The sequence below is a fragment of the uncultured Salegentibacter sp. genome (genome assembly GCF_963972535.1).
In the GTDB taxonomy this organism is placed as follows: Bacteria; Bacteroidota; Bacteroidia; order Flavobacteriales; family Flavobacteriaceae; genus Salegentibacter.
On sequence record NZ_CAXAVR010000024.1, the window covers coordinates 19,168 to 32,442 of the forward strand.

15 protein-coding genes are annotated in these 13,275 nt (G+C 35.5%); 8 read left to right on the forward strand and 7 right to left on the reverse strand.

Annotation, left to right across the window (positions count from 1 at the left end; genetic code table 11):
- Positions 1-54: 54 nt before the first annotated feature.
- Positions 55-582 (forward strand): hypothetical protein, encoded by a 528-nt coding sequence (locus AACZ30_RS05155; RefSeq protein ID WP_339648107.1) that lies wholly within the window; start codon positions 55-57, stop codon positions 580-582.
- 22 nt (positions 583-604) lie between these two features.
- On the opposite strand, the gene AACZ30_RS05160 is transcribed toward AACZ30_RS05155, so the two are convergent.
- Positions 605-1,354 (reverse strand): C40 family peptidase, encoded by a 750-nt coding sequence (locus AACZ30_RS05160; RefSeq protein WP_225572254.1) that lies wholly within the window; start codon positions 1,352-1,354, stop codon positions 605-607.
- 18 nt (positions 1,355-1,372) lie between these two features.
- Complete coding sequence (locus AACZ30_RS05165; RefSeq protein ID WP_208225556.1) at positions 1,373-2,554, reverse strand: acetyl-CoA C-acyltransferase; 1,182 nt, start codon at positions 2,552-2,554, stop codon at positions 1,373-1,375.
- Positions 2,555-2,669: 115 nt separating this feature from the next.
- Here AACZ30_RS05165 and AACZ30_RS05170 point away from each other — a divergent pair, with 115 nt between their 5' ends.
- Entirely contained in the window at positions 2,670-4,715 is a 2,046-nt protein-coding gene (locus tag AACZ30_RS05170; protein WP_339648109.1) for an HDIG domain-containing metalloprotein, read from the forward strand.
- A 4-nt stretch (positions 4,716-4,719) separates the two neighbouring features.
- On the opposite strand, the gene AACZ30_RS05175 is transcribed toward AACZ30_RS05170, so the two are convergent.
- Positions 4,720-5,169 carry a transcription elongation factor gene (locus AACZ30_RS05175; RefSeq protein ID WP_339648111.1) on the reverse strand — a complete coding sequence of 150 codons (450 nt, stop codon included), beginning with the start codon at positions 5,167-5,169 and terminating at the stop codon, positions 4,720-4,722.
- 189 nt (positions 5,170-5,358) lie between these two features.
- Here AACZ30_RS05175 and AACZ30_RS05180 point away from each other — a divergent pair, with 189 nt between their 5' ends.
- Both AACZ30_RS05180 and AACZ30_RS05185 read left to right on the forward strand, forming a co-directional pair.
- Positions 5,359-6,012, forward strand: coding sequence for a hypothetical protein (locus AACZ30_RS05180; protein WP_339648113.1), 654 nt, complete (start codon positions 5,359-5,361; stop codon positions 6,010-6,012).
- 2 nt (positions 6,013-6,014) lie between these two features.
- Positions 6,015-6,746, forward strand: coding sequence for a DUF3307 domain-containing protein (locus AACZ30_RS05185; RefSeq protein WP_339648115.1), 732 nt, complete (start codon positions 6,015-6,017; stop codon positions 6,744-6,746).
- On the opposite strand, the gene AACZ30_RS05190 is transcribed toward AACZ30_RS05185, so the two are convergent.
- Entirely contained in the window at positions 6,723-7,130 is a 408-nt protein-coding gene (locus AACZ30_RS05190; RefSeq protein WP_057483138.1) for a hypothetical protein, read from the reverse strand. The two genes, AACZ30_RS05185 and AACZ30_RS05190, sit on opposite strands and share 24 nt — an antisense overlap.
- Before the next feature lie 189 nt (positions 7,131-7,319).
- Here AACZ30_RS05190 and AACZ30_RS05195 point away from each other — a divergent pair, with 189 nt between their 5' ends.
- The 4 genes from AACZ30_RS05195 to AACZ30_RS05210 all read left to right on the forward strand — a co-directional run bounded on the left by AACZ30_RS05195 (position 7,320) and on the right by AACZ30_RS05210 (position 10,501).
- Positions 7,320-8,678: an NAD-dependent succinate-semialdehyde dehydrogenase gene (locus AACZ30_RS05195; protein ID WP_339648117.1), complete on the forward strand. Its 1,359-nt coding sequence runs from the start codon at positions 7,320-7,322 to the stop codon at positions 8,676-8,678.
- 6 nt (positions 8,679-8,684) lie between these two features.
- Positions 8,685-9,560, forward strand: coding sequence for a DUF72 domain-containing protein (locus AACZ30_RS05200; RefSeq protein WP_339648118.1), 876 nt, complete (start codon positions 8,685-8,687; stop codon positions 9,558-9,560).
- A 7-nt stretch (positions 9,561-9,567) separates the two neighbouring features.
- Entirely contained in the window at positions 9,568-9,981 is a 414-nt protein-coding gene (locus tag AACZ30_RS05205) for an NUDIX hydrolase (protein WP_208225542.1), read from the forward strand.
- A gap of 124 nt (positions 9,982-10,105) precedes the next feature.
- Positions 10,106-10,501, forward strand: coding sequence for a hotdog domain-containing protein (locus AACZ30_RS05210; protein ID WP_339648119.1), 396 nt, complete (start codon positions 10,106-10,108; stop codon positions 10,499-10,501).
- Here the strand turns inward: AACZ30_RS05210 and AACZ30_RS05215 are convergent.
- The 3 genes from AACZ30_RS05215 to AACZ30_RS05225 form a co-directional block, all read right to left on the reverse strand.
- Positions 10,498-11,676, reverse strand: coding sequence for a class I SAM-dependent methyltransferase (locus tag AACZ30_RS05215; RefSeq protein WP_339648121.1), 1,179 nt, complete (start codon positions 11,674-11,676; stop codon positions 10,498-10,500). The two genes, AACZ30_RS05210 and AACZ30_RS05215, sit on opposite strands and share 4 nt — an antisense overlap.
- A 10-nt stretch (positions 11,677-11,686) precedes the next feature.
- Positions 11,687-12,775, reverse strand: a complete 1,089-nt coding sequence (locus AACZ30_RS05220; RefSeq protein WP_075326891.1) for an AI-2E family transporter — start codon at positions 12,773-12,775, stop codon at positions 11,687-11,689.
- A 12-nt stretch (positions 12,776-12,787) separates the two neighbouring features.
- On the reverse strand, positions 12,788-13,275 hold a 488-nt coding region (locus AACZ30_RS05225), incomplete at its 5' end, for a TrmH family RNA methyltransferase (RefSeq protein WP_339648123.1).

The window sequence follows — 13,275 nt, forward strand, 5'->3', positions numbered from 1 at the left end:
CATATTTATACGCAACCTTTTAGGGTTTAGTACATCTACTTAGAAACAACTATTATGAAAAAATATACTTTAATCCTGCTTAGTTTAATATCAGTTGTAGCATGTTCTAAAAATGATGATTCAATTCAACAAGAAATTTTACAAGCCGATAAAGTAATTTTTGGTGGCGTTTATGGTATGTGCGGTGGAGACTGCAGAGATTTGTATCTAATTAATAGCAAAGGATTATATAAAGATGCTGACAATACTTCGGATGAGTATGGGGATTGGTCAAATACTACTTTTGAAGAGAAAATGAATGAGGGGAAATTTAATGCAGCTAAGAGGCTTTTTGAGGTACCATCAAGTTTACTGAACCAAGGACAGGATGAATCAAAAGAGCTTATCGTTCAGTCCTGGGCTGATGTAGATTATTACTTATATATTGAAAAGGATGGTAAATCAAAGGAATTAATTCTGGACCATATACATAAAGATGCAAGTCCCGAGATTAAATCTTATTTTAAGACTTTTCTGGAAAGTTATAAGGAATTAGGAGGATATATGATTGACACTACTAATATTGAACGATACTATTATTAGTCAATATTTCTAAGTAGTAAGTTTAAATAATCTTCTTTATAACCCTTAATTGATGAGTATGTCTTTTTAGTTCAGCATTAAAAATTCCTGAATGATCAATACGATCAATACGAACTTTCCCATCTACATGAATAATATAATTATCGTTCATCATAATACCCACGTGATCTATTATTCCTTCTTTATCATCAAAAAAGGCCAGATCTCCAGCTTCACTTTCTTCAATAAAACTAAGCGGTTCGCCTTGTTTAGCCTGATCGGCTGAATTTCTATTTAATTGGTAGCCGTTTAACTTGTAGACCATTTGTGTAAGTCCGCTGCAATCAATTCCCAGCGGCGATTTCCCGCCCCAGGCATACGGACTGTTTAAATAGAGTAGTGCAGTTTTTACAATTTCCATTTTAGGTTTCTCCCCTGTAACTGAATGTCCTTCAAAATGATGGTTTAATAAACCAGTAGCATTAAGGGACGCGCCAGTAGGGATAGTAATAAGATGCCCGTTATGATCGGTCACGAAATCAAAAAGATCTGCAGAATATTTTGGAGTAGCCTGGTCTAACTGGAAATAAGTTTCTTCCGGTATTTTAAGTAATTGTTTATTTGAGATCCAGGCCTCAAAATTATCGAATGCAACACGAATCCTGCTCCATTGAGCACGTTCTTCAAGTATTTTAAAATGTTCTCCATAAAGAACCTGAGAGACCATTTCGCTATTATTAGATGTGGTTTCGCGAAGTGGCACAATGCTTAGGGGGCAAATTCCGTATTGCATTCAATAAAAAATATAAAATTAAGAGTTTCGCTCTATTACCATTGCAGATGCACCGCCACCGCCATTACAAATTGCGGCCGCACCTAATTTAGCATTATTTTGCTGCAATACATTTAGTAAAGTAATTAGAATTCTTACTCCGCTACAACCCAGTGGGTGACCAAGAGAAACAGCACCACCGTGAACATTGGTGATCTCGTCGCTAATTCCCAAAATCTTCATATTAGCCAGTCCAACTACAGAAAAAGCTTCGTTGAATTCAAAAAAATCTATTTCATCTTGAGCAACACCTGCGTTTTTAAGCGCTAAAGGCAAAGCTTTGGCTGGAGCAGTTGTAAACCATTTTGGCTCCTGTGCGGCGTCAGCAAAACCTTTAATGCTAGCCAGGATCTCTACACCTAATTCTTCAGCTTTTGCACGGCTCATTAAAACCACGGCACCAGCACCATCGTTAATGGTAGAAGCATTTGCAGCAGTTACAGTTCCGTCTTTACTAAACGCGGGACGAAGTGAGGTTATTTTATCCATTCTCACATTCTTAAATTCCTCGTCTTCTTTTACCACTAAAGGATCTCCTTTTCGCTGTGGAACTTCAACCGGCACAACTTCATTATCAAATTTCCCATCGGCCCAGGCCTGAGCAGAACGTTCGTAAGATTTAATGGCAAATGCATCCTGATCTTCCCTGGAGAATTGATGTTCGGTAGCACAAAGATCGGCGCAAACACCCATCGCATTATGGTCGTAAGCATCTACCAAACCATCTTTTTGCATCCCGTCTTCCATTTTTGCAGGCCCAAATTTCTGACCTTTTCTATGGTATAAATAATGCGGAATCAAACTCATATTTTCCATTCCACCGGCAACTACTATAGAATTTTGTCCCAGCATAATAGATTGTGCGCCTTGCATCACGGCTTTCATCCCGCTGGCGCATACTTTATTTACAGTTGTACAAGGAACAGTATCTGGAATTCCGGCTTTTAAAGCAGCCTGTCTTGCAGGTGCCTGGCCAACACCGGCCTGCACTACATTTCCCATTAAAACTTCCTGTACAAGTTCAGGTTTTAAATTAATTTTATTTAGAGCTCCTTTGATGGCAACAGCACCAAGATCGGTAGCTTCTACGGTAGATAAGCTACCCAAAAAACTTCCAATTGGAGTCCTTGCGGCGCTTACAATTACTACTTCGTTATTCATCATTTATGTTTTAGTTATTTCTTCTTTTGCGAATTTAGTGATTTTATAAGGAACTTAACAAGAGTGCTCCTTTGGCCGCTATTTTTTAGTACATTTGAGCAATAGCACGATTTATATGAAGAAATTCGTAAATAACCTGTATAAGAATCAGGCGTTATTTTACAAGGTATTTTTATTTGCGCTTACCGCAGTGCTAATTGTTTACCTGCTTCCTAAAGGTGGAAATTTTAAATATGAAATTCCTAAGGGAAAGCCGTGGCAATATGAAAATTTATATGCGCCTTTTGATTTCGCTATATTAAAATCTGAAGAAGAAATCCAGGATGAGCGCCAGCAAATAATAAACAACCATACTCCATATTTTCAGTTTAACCAGGAAATTCCCAATCAGGTAAAATCTGAAGTTCCCGAGGTAGTAACGGAAGTTTTTCCCGACTCTATTTTAAATAACAGAGAAATTCAAATTATTGGTTTTGTAAATGAAACCCTGGAAGGTGTCTATGAATATGGTTTATTACAGGACAACAACAGGTTAGAAGATAATCAGTTGGTTTATTTACGAAAGGGAAATGAAGCCTTTGAAATTTCTTATAAAAATATTTTAAAACAAGACCAGGTAAGGGATTTCTTAAATACTGAAATTGAAGAATCTAATCTTTCAGAAGTTGAAAATGAATTATTAGAAGTATTCTTCAATCTCATAGAACCTAACGTAAGTTTTGATAGTGAATTTACCCAAAGAGAACTTCAAAGTAAATTAGATAATATTTCTTATACCCGCGGTAATATTGAGCAGGGAAGTAGGGTAATAGCCCGGGGAGAAGTGGTAGAAGGCAATAAATATAATATTCTTAGATCGCTAAAAAACGAATATGAATCCCAGGTTTGGAGTGAAAGCAATTATAAGTGGATTATAGTTGGATATAGTGGATTGGTGGCGCTGGCGCTTTTAATGTTATTGTTATTTATTAGGAAATACCGACAGGAAATCTTTGAGAATAATGTTAAGGTAACATTTATCTTCTTCAATATTCTCTTTATGGTGTTGCTCACCACCCTGGTGGTTAATTTCAATATAGATTACGTATATGTAGTGCCTTTGTGTATTTTACCACTTACTTTAAAAGCCTTTTTTGATGCCCGTTTAGGAATGTTCACTCACGTGATTACGGTGCTATTATTAGGTTTTATTGTGCCTAACAGTTACGAATATATGTTTCTGCAAATTATAGCAGGAATTGTTACTATTCTAACCGTTTCTGAACTTTATAAAAGGGCAAATCTTTTTATTTCTGTAGGGCAAATAACCCTGGTTTATATAATTTCATACTTTGCTTTCACCGTTATTCAGGAAGGAAATATTGCCGATGTAGAAGGTGAAGTTTTACTAACCTTCCTGCTTGGAGGATTGGCCACTCTATTTGTGCAACCTCTGATTTATATCTATGAAAAGATCTTCGGGATGGTGTCAGATATGTCTTTGCTGGAACTCTCAGATACCAATTCAAAATTACTGAAAGAGCTTTCAGAAAAAGCACCGGGAACATTTCACCACTCTTTAAATGTAGCTAACCTGGCCGAAGCTGCTGCCAATGAAATTAATGCGAATGCCATGCTGGTTAGGGTAGGAGCGCTTTATCACGATATTGGGAAAATGAAAAATCCGACTTATTTCTCTGAAAATCAAACTTCGGCGGTGAATTCTCACGATGACTTAGCACCCAAAGAAAGCGCACAAATTATTACCGATCACGTAATTAACGGGATTGAAATCGCTAAAAAGCATAATCTTCCAGATAGGGTCATAGATTTTATTAGAACACATCACGGCACTACCACCGTTTACTTCTTTTATATGAAAGAGAAAGAGCAAAATGATAACGCGGTGGCAGATGATTTCAGGTATCCCGGCCCTATTCCTTTCAGCAAAGAAACGGCAATATTAATGATGTGTGATAGTGTGGAAGCCGCCAGTAAGAGTTTAAAGGAACCAACTGCCGGAGTGATAGATAATTTTGTTGAGAAGATTATTGATAAGCAAATGAAGGAAGAGCAATTCTTAAATGCCAACATTACTTTTAAAGAAATACAAGTGGTGAAAAAAATCCTTAAACGTAAGCTTAAGAACATTTTTCACCTCAGGGTAGAATATCCGGAATAGGTTTTTAACCTACTGCGGTAATTTTCACTTCCTCATCATTAAATTTAAAGGTATCTCCTTCTTCTTTTCCTTCCATTTCCTGGTAAATTGGTGCTTCAGTAGAAATTGCATACACGCTACTTCCATCTTCCATAGAAATTTCACCAATAGGGACAGAGATAAAATAATAGTTCCCGCTGGTTTCTACAACGCTTCCAAAACTAATTTTCTCGCTATAATGATCTGGATCTATGCGGCTTAAACTTTCTTTCATCTCACGGGCATCACTCAAACGACTTGCATTTTTTTCGAAATCGCTTAGTAATTCACCTTTATTATCCTCATCATAATCTGTTTTTACATCATTGGCCTCCATAGATTCTTTTATGAGGTCCATTTCCTTTTGATATCGTTCTATTTGCTCATTTACAGCATCTAAACAGTTTAAATAGAGTTCTTTTTTATTACTTACCATATTATTTTTTTTGTTGATTTTTTTAAAATTAATTAACCTAAACAGGCTACAAGAACATTTAGCAAAAGTTTAATAAGACCGGTTAATCTCTGTATAAGGCTGTAAACTTATAATGCTTAAATATAAGTCTATAAGCTTATAAAAAGTTAATATAAGGTTACAGACTAATATTTTTATTATATTTGAAATATGATAGCCGTAATCACAGCCGATTTAGTGGATTCTTCCAATTATTCAGAATCGTTTTTAGATGAAATTTTAAAAAATCTAAATTCAGAATTTGAAAAATTACATCAGGATTATGCCGAAAATGAAATTGATTTCGAGATTTATCGCGGCGATAGTTTTCAGGGTGTAATTTCAAACTTTCAGGATTCATTAAAATTAGCTTTGCGAATAAAGAGCCTTATTAACAAAGTAAAGTCGAAAGATCAAAAAACTTCAAGTAGTTTAGCCGATGTGAAAATTGCTATTGGAATTGGCAATTTCGACTATAAAGGAGATTCCATAGCCGAATCTAACGGGCAGGCTTTTCAGTTATCGGGAAGAACTTTAGACGAGATGAAAAACGATTCCAGGAAAATTCGTTTAAAGACACCGCTGGAAAGCTTAAATTCTGAATTTGAGGCAAGCTTATTTCTATTAGATGCGGTAATGGAAAAATGGAGCCAGGCTTCGGCAGAAGTTGTTTATTTTCTTTTAAAAGGAATGAAAGAAACAGAGATTGCTAAAATATTGAATATAAGTCAATCGGCGGTAAATCAGCGAAAAAAGGCTTGCGGCTGGGAAGCAATTTCGGTCTTACTGAAACGTTTTGAAAATGTAACCGCCCAGAGCTTTTAATTATGGAAGAAACTACATTAATCCTGCTTCAACTTCTCCTGGCACATATTTTAACCGATTTTGTGCTGCAACCCACCAAACTGGTAAAACAAAAAAGAGAGAACAAAGCGAGCTCCTGGTTTTTATATTTTCATTCATTCTTAGCAGGTTTTCTAACTTATCTTTTCCTTCAGCAATGGCATTTATGGTATATACCCATTGTAATTAGTGTAAGTCATTTTTTTATCGATCTATGGAAACTTCAGCATAAAAAAGATACTTTAAAACTGTTTTTATTAGATCAATTATGGCATATACTCATCATAATTTTGGTTTGGCTTTATCTTATTGAAGGCTTTTCAGAATTGATTCCTTTTGTTGCTGAAATATTTTCTTCACAACAGATCCTTGCAATTTTGATGGGATATTTACTGGTTATTTTCCCAACCGGTTTTCTAATTGGCAAAGCTACCAGCCGCTGGCATAATGAACTTGAACCCAATGGCCAAAGCCACAGCCTGGAAGCAGCAGGAAGGTATATAGGTATTTTTGAAAGGATTTTAGTGCTAACCTTTATTCTCACTCAAAATTTTTCGGCCATAGGATTTCTGATCGCAGCAAAATCAATTTTACGCTTCAGCGATAAAACCGATGCCAGTGCCAGAAAGCAAACCGAATACGTACTTATAGGTACATTAATGAGTTTTGCGATCACTATTTTAATAGGACTTCTAGTACGCTACTTCCTCTTCTAGAAGCTGGATATTGCTCTGTAAACGCTCTTTTACAATATTCATCATACGTTTATTTAAGGCCGAAGAATTCTCAATATAAGTAGCATATTCCTCTAAAGTGAATTGTCCTATTATAATACCTTTTAAACTATTTCTGAATTTTATATCCTTTTGGATTGCGTTTTCAATATAAATAAAGCGCTTTTCAAGCTTAAGTTCATAGAATTTGTTCTTGTGCTTTTTGGTATAATTTCTAAAGACTTCCAGTAACAATTCATCCTGAAGTTTGGCGATTGGCCGTAAAGTTCTGTTCTGAAATTGTTCGTCTAAACTCATGTTTTCTGAAACTCGGGCCGAAGGAATTTCTGGCCTAAGTGCTACTAATTGAAGGTCACGTGGTATCATAAGAACTGTGTTTTCTTAAATTTAGTAAACTTTAAACCTCAAAAGTCGGGCCTCATTAAAGACTTGTAAACTAGTTATAAACATTTCTACACGTTAAAATCGTCTTAATCGGCCTGCCTAAGCCTATTCTTCTTTTTATCTTTAAATGAAAGCCTGGATCAACCAAATTCTAAAAACATTAATTAGCCAATGATAATTTCAAGGAATCCATATACAGGAGAGGAAATTTCTAACCATCACGAATTAAGTGATACCGAAGTTGAAAAATGCATACAAAAAGCTCATTCCAGGTTTAAATCCTGGAAGGAAACTTCATTTGCCGAGCGCAGTAATTTAATGATGAAAGCCGCAAAAGAGCTTAAGGACAATTCCCAGGAATATGCAGAAGCTATTACCAAAGAAATGGGCAAACCTATTACCCAGGCTATTGCAGAAATAGAGAAGTGCGCCTGGGTGTGTGAATATTATGCTGAGAATGCAGAATCTCAATTAGAAAATGAAAAGATAAAAACCGATGCTAAAAACTCTTATGTAGCTTATGAACCTATAGGAGTTGTTTTGGCAGTGATGCCGTGGAATTATCCATTCTGGCAGGTATTTAGGTTTGCGGCGCCGGCACTTATGGCCGGGAACATTGGAATTCTAAAGCACGCCAGTAACGTGATGCTTTCTGCTAATAATATTCAAAAAGTATTTGAAAGAGCAGGTTTTCCTAAAGATTGTTTTCAAAACCTGGTAATTGGCAGTAAAAAAGTTGAAAATATAATACGTAATACAAATGTAAAAGCCGTAACCTTAACCGGTAGCGGCCGTGCTGGAAGCAGTGTAGCTTCTATTGCCGGTGAAGAAATAAAGAAATCGGTTTTAGAGCTTGGAGGCAGCAATGCCTTAGTGATATTTAAAGACGCAAATATTGCTGAAAGCGTTAAAACCTGCGTTCAAGCACGGTTTCAAAATACTGGTCAAAGCTGTATTGCCGGGAAACGTTTACTATTACATAAAGATATCGCTGAAGAATTCCTGGATGAATTCACCAGGCAGGTTCGCGAGTTAAAAAGTGGCAATCCTATGGATAAAGAAACCTTTATTGGCGTAATGGCTAAAGAAAGCCTTGCTGAAGACCTGGAAGACCAGATCAAAGATTCCGTAAAAAAAGGGGCGAAAATTATTTTAGGCGGAAAACGCGATGGGACTTATTTTGAACCAACTATTATAACAGGAGCCAAAGAAGGAATGCCAATTTTTGATGAAGAGACTTTTGGCCCTGCCATCTCTGTAACCGAATTTAAAGATGATCAGGAAGCGGTAGATCTCGTTAATTCTTCCAGTTTTGGTCTTGGCGTTTCCATTTTTACAGAAGATGAAAAATTTGCACTTAAAATGGTTCCCAAATTTGAAGATGGAGCCGTTTTCGTGAACGAGCTTGTTAAAAGTGACCCGAGACTACCATTTGGCGGTACTAAGATTTCAGGCTATGGAAGAGAATTATCGCATCACGGGATCAAAGAATTTACCAATAGAAAAACCGTTTACTTTAACAAATATTAGTTTAAAATGAATTTTGGAAAAGTAGACCATCCCGAAAATATCGATTTTACGCTGCCTGAGACTCATCCAGACACCATTAAAGTACTTAATAAGAATGGAAATAAAAATGGGTTCAAAGATGTGCGTATTGGTTGTGCAAAATGGAACAAAAAAGACCTGAAGAACTTTTATCCTAAGGGTACAAAAGATGAGTTGAAATATTACTCCTCCCAATTTAATAGTATAGAATTCAACGGTTCTTTCTATAGAATGTATCCCGAAGAGCAATTTGAAAAATGGTATGGAAAAGCAGATGATAATTTTAAGTTTTTCCCAAAAGTTCCAAGAATTATTAGTCATATAAAAAGGCTTAATGGGACCGAGGAGCTAACTGATGATTTTGTAAAAAACCTGCTTCAATTAAAAGAGAAATTAGGAATGGTTTTTCTTCAAATGCGAGACGATTTTGCTCCAAAGTTTATAGATAGGTTAGATGATTTCCTTGCGCATTGGCCAAAGGAAATTCCGCTCTCTTTAGAATTAAGGCACCCGGATTGGTATGCTGATGAAAACACAGCTAATGAACTATACGATGTTCTGATAAAAAGAGATGTAGCACATATAATTACAGATACAGCCGGAAGACGCGATCTTATTCATATGCGATTGAGTAATCCTACCGCTTTTATTAGATACAACGGCGCTAATCATAGTTCAGATTATACGAGGCTGGACGACTGGTTAGATAAGCTTGAAGAATGGCATAAAGAAGGTTTGAAGAATGTATACTTTTTTATACATCAGAATATAGAAGAGGCTTCGCCATTGCTTTCAGCATATTTTATAGAACGCTTCAATAAAAGATTTAAAACAGATATTAAAATACCTAAAACTTTAAATTAGAATAATAATGAAACAGCAAGAAGTAGCAGTAACCGTAGATAGTGTAGTTTTTTGTAATGCAAATAATGAATTCAAGGTTTTACTTATAAAAAGAAAAAATGATCCTTACGGAGGGCAGTGGGCATTGCCTGGTGGCTATATTAATGAGGCCGAAGATTTAGAAACAGCCGCCAAAAGGGAACTCGAAGAAGAAACAGGAGTTGCGGTAAAAACAATGGAACAGGTGAGAGCTTTTGGTGCTCCGGGCCGTGATCCCAGGGGAAGAACCATTTCTATAGCTTTTGTAAGCCGAATATTCTGTGAAGAAGAGCTTAAGGCCGGGGACGATGCAGGAGAAGCTTCCTGGGTGAGTATTAACGATTTACCAGAATTAGCATTTGACCACGCTGAAATAATTGAAGCGGCTAAAAATTATTTATAGATTTTTTAAATTCTATACTTTTAATTATTAATATCTAAAATAATCGGATTGAAATTATGGAGCCGGTAATACTTTTAAAAGTTTTTACCAGCCCATATTTTATGGTTAATTTTAAAAGAAAAATATGAGATTTCATACCAGAAAATGGATTAAGCCTGAAGACCTAAATCCTAACGGAACTTTATTTGGAGGGAAATTATTGGCCTGGATAGACGAAGAATGTGCGCTATATAGTATTATACAGCTGGAGAATTCTAAATGTGTCACTAAATATATGAGTGAGATAAATTTTCAGCATTCTGCGAGACAGGGAGATATTGTTGAAATAGGGATTGAAGTGCTTAAATTCGGTAATACCTCGCTAACTTTAAAATGCGAGGTTAGAAATAAAATGACACGTCATACTATTATTACTATAGATAAAGTAATTATGGTGACTTTAGATGAAGAGGGCAAACCAACCCCGCACGGGAAAACCAAGGTTGAATTTGTAAAAGACAGGTTACAGAATCGCGCCTAAACCTTTTCGCAAATCAGCACTATTTTTTGATTATTGATATTGGTGGTAAAGAATAAATAGCTTTTTCCGCCGTCTTTTATTTTTAATTTTTTTCTCAAAATAACAACGCTTTCAGGAAAATTTCTGGTGGTAATATTGGCTTTCAGGTTTTTAAACTTCTTCTTTAACAAGCCGGGTTTATAGTCTTCAATATCAAGTATTTTAAATTTTCTTCCTGGGAAATTAATTTCTTTTTCTGAGGTATACAAATGAGAGTTGGGATGAAGTTTAGACGTTTGCGTTTGTAAAGCAATTTCCTTGAAAAGTCCGCTTTTCATGATAGCTCCATTTGGCTCATATAGAAATTTTTTAGGCAAAGAATATGCTACTACGCCGGTGAGTTTGTCTAAAATTCCTTCAAATTTTTCTACACCTTTTTTCGTAAAGTTTAGCGTTTTGATTTTTGTTTCCTGATTATCGCCTTTCTTAAGTAACCAGAGTAATTCTTTAACTTCATTATTTACTGCTATTATATGTGTTTCAGTAACAAACTGTAATTCTGAAATTCCGGCTTGTAAATCGAGTAGTGGTGAGGTTTTTATAAGAATTATATCGGTTTTCTTGAAAAGCAAGTCCAGATTCGCAGGAACATTCGGTAAACAATCGGCCAGTCTAAAGACTTTTCCTCCTGCATTATCACGCCTCGCGGGATCTACATAAATACAATCGAAATTTTGATCGGTTTCTTTTAAATATTCAATGCTATCAACATTTTTAAAGGAAATATTTTCCCGCCCTAATTGTTTTAAATTATGTGCTGCGATTTCAGATAATTCAGCATTTAATTCGCAATGAATTACTTCTTTAAAATTCTGAGCGAAATAAAAGTCATCTATTCCCAGTCCGCCGGTTAGATCTATTAAAGTTTTGCCTTTTACAAGTGAAGCCTTGTATTTTGCAGTAGTTTCAGAAGAAGTTTGCTCTAAATTTAGTTTTGGTGGATAATAAATCTGGGAGTTTTTAAACCAGGTTGGCAACTTTCTTTCAGCCTTTTGTAATCCTATTAGTTGTTGTGCTAATTCTGAAGAAGAAATTCCACTAAAAGAGCTTCCGCGTAGCGCTAATTCGGCAGCAGTGGTTTTCAGGTTATTTTTAAGAAATTCCCGAACCTCGTCATTTAAAATCGCTTTATTCAAAATTAAAGGTTTAAAGGTCTCGGGTAAGTCGTTTTACGATCTTATATTCACTTAAAGATTCTTTTGCAATTACTTTAAGCGCTGTATAGAAGGGTACTGCGACCACCATCCCGGTAATTCCAAAAATAATACCTGCAATTAAAATTATTAAAAAAATTTCTAATGGATGTGATCTTACGCTGGCACCGAAAATCATAGGTTGAGAGATCATATTATCTATAAGCTGACAAATAGCATAGCCCAACATTATATACCCTAATTTTGGGAGTATAATTAGTTGAAAGTCGGCACCAAGATTACTGGAAATTACAAACAATGCCATTAAAATTCCGGCAAACAGAGGACCTAGATAAGGTACCAGGTTTAAAAATGCACAAATAAAAGCAATGGCTATAGGATTGTTAATTTCAAAAACACTTAATAAAACCGCGTAAAGAACAAATAGTACGGTTATTTGCAAGGTAAGCCCAACAAAATAGCGCGATAGTAAAATTTTAATTTTATTAAAAACACGCTGAAATTTCTTTTCGTCACCACGGTTTGCAAAAACCAAAATACTATTCAGCATTAACTTACTGTCTTTAAGTAAAAAAAAGGAAATAAATAGTATAGAAAAAATAGCAATAATAGTAGCTCCCAAAATGCTAAAAACATTGTTTAAAAGCCTGGGAACCGCACTTATATCAAAGTTTCTAATAAATTCGCTTTGTTTTAAGCCTTCAATTAGGTTAATCTCCTGAACTCCCAGATAGTTATTTATTTGGTCGTTAAGTTCATTTAAATCGCTTCTAAAAGCTTCCATATCTATTCGGCTTAAATACTGACTTTGCTCTACCACGATGGGGACAAAGACGAAAATAATTCCCGCAAATATGGAAAGAACAAGAATAAGTACAAGAATTACCGAAAGTTGGTTTGGAATCTTTAATCTTTGTCTAAAAAAGATGACTACAGGCCGGCCAATAAGCGAAATTACAGCCGCAATAGCGATATAAACCAATACCGATTGGATTTCCCATAAAAAATACAGCAAGAGAACAATGCCAATCATTATTCCTGCCGCTCTTAATATCCCTAAAGTAATCGATTTTGAATTCACGAGGTAAATATATTATTTCTTAGTGAAAGCGAATATTGTTTTTGATATTTCATATAATGCAATTCCTGCGGCCTGGGCAACATTCATACTACTATTTTGCCCAAACATATTGATATGCAAATGTTTATCTGAAATCTTTAATAATTCTTTATTAATTCCTGAAACTTCATTTCCCAGGATTAGAATAACGTTCTTTTTTTCTTCAGGATATTGAAAATTTTCTACCGGAATACTGCCTGAAGTAATTTCAAGCGCATAAACGCTACTATTGTTTAAATCTCTTATAAAACCCGGTGCATCCTGCGTAAATTCATGAACTACGGTTTTATGAGTGTTTCTTGACGTTTTTTGCAGTCTTCTGCTATCAAGATTAGGCTCAGTGCCAGAGAATACAATCTTTTCTACATTAAAAGCATCGGCGATTCTAAAGATGCTACCAATATTTGCTTCCCCGGTAATATTGTCTAATAGAAGAATAACCGGCGATTTTTCTTTATTGA

Bases quoted from the DNA above. Each gene is read 5' to 3' on its own strand.
- AACZ30_RS05180 (WP_339648113.1), top strand. From the start codon at position 5,359: ATGATAGCCGTAATCACAGCCGATTTAGTGGATTCTTCCAATTATTCA.
- AACZ30_RS05210 (WP_339648119.1), top strand. From the start codon at position 10,106: ATGAGATTTCATACCAGAAAATGGATTAAGCCTGAAGACCTAAATCCT.
- AACZ30_RS05175 (WP_339648111.1), bottom strand. From the start codon at position 5,169: ATGGTAAGTAATAAAAAAGAACTCTATTTAAACTGTTTAGATGCTGTA.
- AACZ30_RS05160 (WP_225572254.1), bottom strand. From the start codon at position 1,354: ATGCAATACGGAATTTGCCCCCTAAGCATTGTGCCACTTCGCGAAACC.
- AACZ30_RS05155 (WP_339648107.1), top strand. From the start codon at position 55: ATGAAAAAATATACTTTAATCCTGCTTAGTTTAATATCAGTTGTAGCA.
- AACZ30_RS05190 (WP_057483138.1), bottom strand. From the start codon at position 7,130: ATGATACCACGTGACCTTCAATTAGTAGCACTTAGGCCAGAAATTCCT.
- AACZ30_RS05185 (WP_339648115.1), top strand. From the start codon at position 6,015: ATGGAAGAAACTACATTAATCCTGCTTCAACTTCTCCTGGCACATATT.
- AACZ30_RS05195 (WP_339648117.1), top strand. From the start codon at position 7,320: ATGATAATTTCAAGGAATCCATATACAGGAGAGGAAATTTCTAACCAT.
- AACZ30_RS05200 (WP_339648118.1), top strand. From the start codon at position 8,685: ATGAATTTTGGAAAAGTAGACCATCCCGAAAATATCGATTTTACGCTG.
- AACZ30_RS05205 (WP_208225542.1), top strand. From the start codon at position 9,568: ATGAAACAGCAAGAAGTAGCAGTAACCGTAGATAGTGTAGTTTTTTGT.
- AACZ30_RS05170 (WP_339648109.1), top strand. From the start codon at position 2,670: ATGAAGAAATTCGTAAATAACCTGTATAAGAATCAGGCGTTATTTTAC.
- AACZ30_RS05165 (WP_208225556.1), bottom strand. From the start codon at position 2,554: ATGAATAACGAAGTAGTAATTGTAAGCGCCGCAAGGACTCCAATTGGA.